This is a genomic window from Testudinibacter sp. 'clade 2', assembly GCF_006227735.1.
Taxonomy (GTDB): domain Bacteria; phylum Pseudomonadota; class Gammaproteobacteria; order Enterobacterales; family Pasteurellaceae; genus Chelonobacter.
In genome coordinates this window covers 1-4,599 of record NZ_VDHB01000062.1, presented here as the reverse complement: position 1 = coordinate 4,599, position 4,599 = coordinate 1, and the positions used below count along the sequence as shown (strand labels likewise).

Annotated in this window: 2 protein-coding genes and 1 pseudogene; all 3 read left to right on the top strand. The window is 51.4% G+C overall.

The window, feature by feature from the left end:
- The coding region (locus FHQ30_RS05440) for an OmpA family protein (protein WP_139612180.1) at window positions 1–1,037 on the top strand (1,037 nt) is incomplete at its 5' end.
- Between the two features lie 56 nt (window positions 1,038–1,093).
- Window positions 1,094–1,207, top strand: a pseudogene (locus tag FHQ30_RS13420) (ESPR domain-containing protein); the annotation flags it as partial.
- Window positions 1,208–1,327: 120 nt separating this feature from the next.
- Window positions 1,328–4,599: alanine-zipper protein (locus tag FHQ30_RS05435; protein WP_500692250.1), on the top strand; the 3,272-nt coding region annotated here is incomplete at its 3' end.

Here is a 4,599-nt window from a genome sequence, read left to right as displayed (position 1 = left end):
AACAAACAAACAAACAAACCTGCCTAACTAAGCTCGGTTGTCAAGTCACAACTGCTGTTTTTTTTACCCTTTTTCTGGTTTCTTCCCCCGCATTTTCTGCATCGCCACTATATGACGGCGTGCCGATCGCCCCAGTACAATACGGCTGGCAGCCAGATTATATCACCGACAAACAGCTACAAAAGTTGGATCAGCAGATTCAGGCGGCGAATGCCGACCAAGCCCTGCAACATAATTTCGCCTATTTGAAAGCCCAGTGCCAGATTGAATTGGCGCACTGGACCTACCGCGAAGTCCGCACCACCGGAATCACTGAACATTTGGCGCAAAGTGCAGTGCACAATTTGCAAGCAGCACAAGCCAAGCAAGGGGTCGCGTTGATCTCCGCGCCGTCGCCGGGCTATCCGCGCCGTCCTTTCACCCAATGGCAAAAACTACAGCAACTGGCACAACAACGTGGCACCGTCTGTGCGCCGCAAGCGTTGGCTTGTGCTGATGCTGCGCTACTGGGTGCCGAATATGAGTACCGTGAAGGCTACGGCAACTACCAAAAACACGGCGTCCATTTCTTAAAACAGGCAGATGAGTATTTGGCACAAGCCGAACAACAAATTGCGAGCTGCCAAACCCAAAACAACCGTCACCCGCTGTCTGCCGATGCCTTGTTCCGCTTCGGGCGTTACCAAACTCAAGATCTCTTGCCGCAAGGCAGGGTGCAGCTGCAACAGTTGGCACAGTCTTTGTCGCAAAGTGCGATCGAACAAATCACAGTGGTCGGGCATACCGACCGCATCGGCAGCGATCAAGCCAATCAGCGGCTGTCGCAACGGCGTGCTGACACTGTTGTTAAGCTACTGCGTCAACTACTGCAGCAACAAGGGATTAATACCGAGGTGATCCGCTTTGTCAGCGAAGGTCGTGGCGAGTCGCAACCGCAAGTGCACTGCAACGGCAATCAGGTGACGGAGGCGCTGAAAGCCTGCTTGCAGCCGAACCGTCGGGTTGAAATCAATGTGATCAGCCGTCGTGAGGGTTGATCGGAACACTATCCATCATTGTGAAACGATGAAAGTAAAAGTATGTAGAGGTCATTATGAACAAAATTTATAAAGTTATCCGTAACCATTTAGGACAGTTTGTTGCGGTCTCGGAAAATAGTCGGGCAAGAGGAAAAAAACAGAGTGTTATTGCAGGACTGGTTTCTGTGATTATACTGAGTGTAATTTTGCCTAATAACAGTTTTGCTGCACAGATATCGACTCCTCAATGCACTTCTGGTAACGGTGTGAAGGGAAATATATTTGGTGTGGGAGGTATTTATGTTTGTGTGAACAATACTTCGGATAAAAATGGCTTAAGCACTAGTTATACTATCAGCTTGAGAAAGGATGTTGCCGATACAATAAATAATATTGCAACCTATACTGATAAAGTCACTGCACTTGAAAATGCCGATAAATTAAATGTTAAATACAATGCCGCCAAAGACACGGTGGCACTGATCGGCACCGGTGGTACCAAAATCACCAACCTCAAAGATGGCACAATTTCAGCGACTTCGATGGAAGCAGTCAACGGTCGGCAACTGAATGCGGTTAGAACCACCGCAAATACCGCCAACAGCACGGCCAATACTAATAAAACCAACATTACTGCCCTGCAAGCCGCAGATGCCCTGAATGTGAAATACAATGCGGATAAAAGTGCGGTAGCGCTGGCGGGCACCGGTGGCAGTAAAATCACCAACCTGAAAGATGGCACAGTATCGGCGACCTCGACGGAGGCGGTTAACGGTAAACAATTGTTTGGGGTGCAAACCACAGCCAATACGGCCAAGACTACCGCAGACGGCGCGAGAACCACCGCCACCGCCGCACAGACTACGGCAACGGCGGCACAAAACACCGCAAATACCGCCAACAGCACGGCCAATACTAATAAAACCAACATTACTGCCCTGCAAGCCGCAGATGCCCTGAATGTGAAATACAATGCGGATAAAAGTGCGGTAGCGCTAGCGGGCACCGGTGGCAGTAAAATCACCAACCTGAAAGATGGCACAGTATCGGCGACTTCGATGGAAGCGGTCAACGGTAGACAACTGAATGCGGTCAGAACCACCGCTACGGCAGCACAAAACACCGCTAATACTGCCAACAGTACAGCCAATACCAATAAAACCAATATCACTAATTTGCAGAATGCGGATAAATTAAACGTTAAATACAATACCGCCAAAGACACGGTGGCACTGGCGGGCACCGGTGGCACCAAAATCACTAACCTGAAAGACGGCACAGTATCGGCGACCTCGACCGAGGCGGTTAACGGTAAACAATTGTTTGGGGTGCAAACCACGGCCAATACTGCCAAGACTACCGCAGACGGCGCAAGAACCACCGCCACGGCTGCCCAAACCACGGCAACGGCGGCACAAAACACCGCTAATACTGCCAACAGTACAGCCAATACCAATAAAACCAATATCACTGATTTGCAGAATGCGGATAAATTAAACGTTAAATACAATACCGCCAAAGACACGGTGGCACTGGCGGGCACCGGTGGCACCAAAATCACTAACCTGAAAGACGGCACAGTATCGGCGACCTCGACCGAGGCGGTTAACGGTAAACAATTGTTTGGGGTGCAAACCACGGCCAATACGGCTAAGACCACCGCAGATGGCGCAAGAACCGCCGCCACTGCCGCACAGACTACGGCAACGGCGGCACAAAACACCGCCAATACTGCTAACAGCACGGCTAATACCAATAAAACCAACATTACTGCCCTGCAAGCCGCAGATGCCCTGAATGTGAAATACAATGTCGCCAAAGACACAGTAGCACTGGCGGGTACCGGTGGTACTAAAATCACTAACCTGAAAGACGGCACAGTTTCGGCGACTTCAACCGATGCGGTTAACGGTAAGCAACTGTTTGGGGTGCAAACCACGGCCAATACGGCCAAGACCACTGCAGACGGCGCGAGAACCGCCGCCACCGCCGCACAGACTGCGGCAACGGCAGCACAAAACACCGCTAATACTGCCAACAGCACGGCTAATACCAATAAAACCAACATTACTGCCCTGCAAGCCGCAGATGCCCTGAATGTGAAATACAATACTGCCAAAGACACGGTGGCACTGGCGGGCACCGGTGGCAGTAAAATCACCAACCTGAAAGACGGCGCGGTGTCAACCACCTCAACCGATGCAGTCAGCGGCAAACAGCTGTATGCGGTGAAAGCGATTGCCGATAAAAACAGTGGTGAAATCACCAAGTTAACCACCACCATCAACAATATCAATAACGGCGGCGTCGGTTTGGTGCAAGACGACAGCGTGAAAAAAGAAATCACGGTGGCAAAAGACAGCGCCAGTACGGTATTGAATGTTGCCGGCAAGGATAATACGGCACGTCGGGTGACGGGTGTGGCGAACGGCACTCAAGCTAGCGATGCGGTCAACAAACAGCAGCTGGACGGTGTGAAAAGTGTGGCTGACAGTGCCAAAGCCACGGCAGACGGCAATAAAACCACGATAACGACGCTACAAGCGGCGGATACGCTGAATGTCAAATACACCACAGCGGCAAAAGACACGGTTGCCTTGGGTGGCAACGGTGGCAGTAAAATCAGCAACCTGAAAGCCGGCACCGCAGACAGTGATGCCGCGAATGTGGGACAATTAAAAAGTGCGGTCAGCACCGCGACCACCACTATCACCAATAACATCAACAACGGCACGCTAGGTCTGGTGCGAGATGATAACACCCTGATTACGGTAGCAAAAGACAGCAGTACCGCGACGGTTAGTTTATTGGGTGCGAACGGGCTGAAACGCAAATTGAGCGGTTTGGCGGACGGCACGATTTCGGAGACGTCGGATGAAGCGGTGACCGGAGCCCAGTTCAAAAAATTCCAAGCTGAAGTGGAAAAAACCTTGGCGAATGGCGGCACCGGAGGTAGCGGAACAGCGGCTGACCCGAATATGGTGAAATACGATTTTGGGAGTGATAAATCAGTCTTGACGTTAAACGGGGATAAGACGCTGGGAACCGGTGATGGTACGTTGTTAAAAGGCGTAAAAGACGGGGTGGATAAAACCGATGCGGTTAATAAAGGGCAGTTGGACGGGGTGAAAGCGATAGCCGACAATGCGAAAACTACCGCAGACAATGCCAAAACCACGGCTGATGAAGCCAAAGATATCGCCTCAAACCTGAAAGACGGGGTTGACGGCTTACAAGGGGTAATCGGCACCGCCGGTAAAGATGGTTTGAATGGCAAAGGTGGTGCAGCCGGTCAAGACGGTTTGAACGGTAAAGATGCGATTAGTCAAATCGTCGATATCCGCCAAGGGGAAGCCGGCACGGTGGTGTACACCGATGCGAACGGCAACCGTTTGTCGGTAGAAGACGGCAAATATTACCAACGGGCAGCTGACGGCAGTGCTGATAAGAGTAAGGAAGTGGCGGCGAATGCGGTGCGCCTGAGTGCGGTGAATGCCGATGGTACCACGACGGCACCGACGGTATTGGGCAATCTTGCTGATGGCAAATTGGCAGCAGATTCGAAAGAAGCGGTGACCGG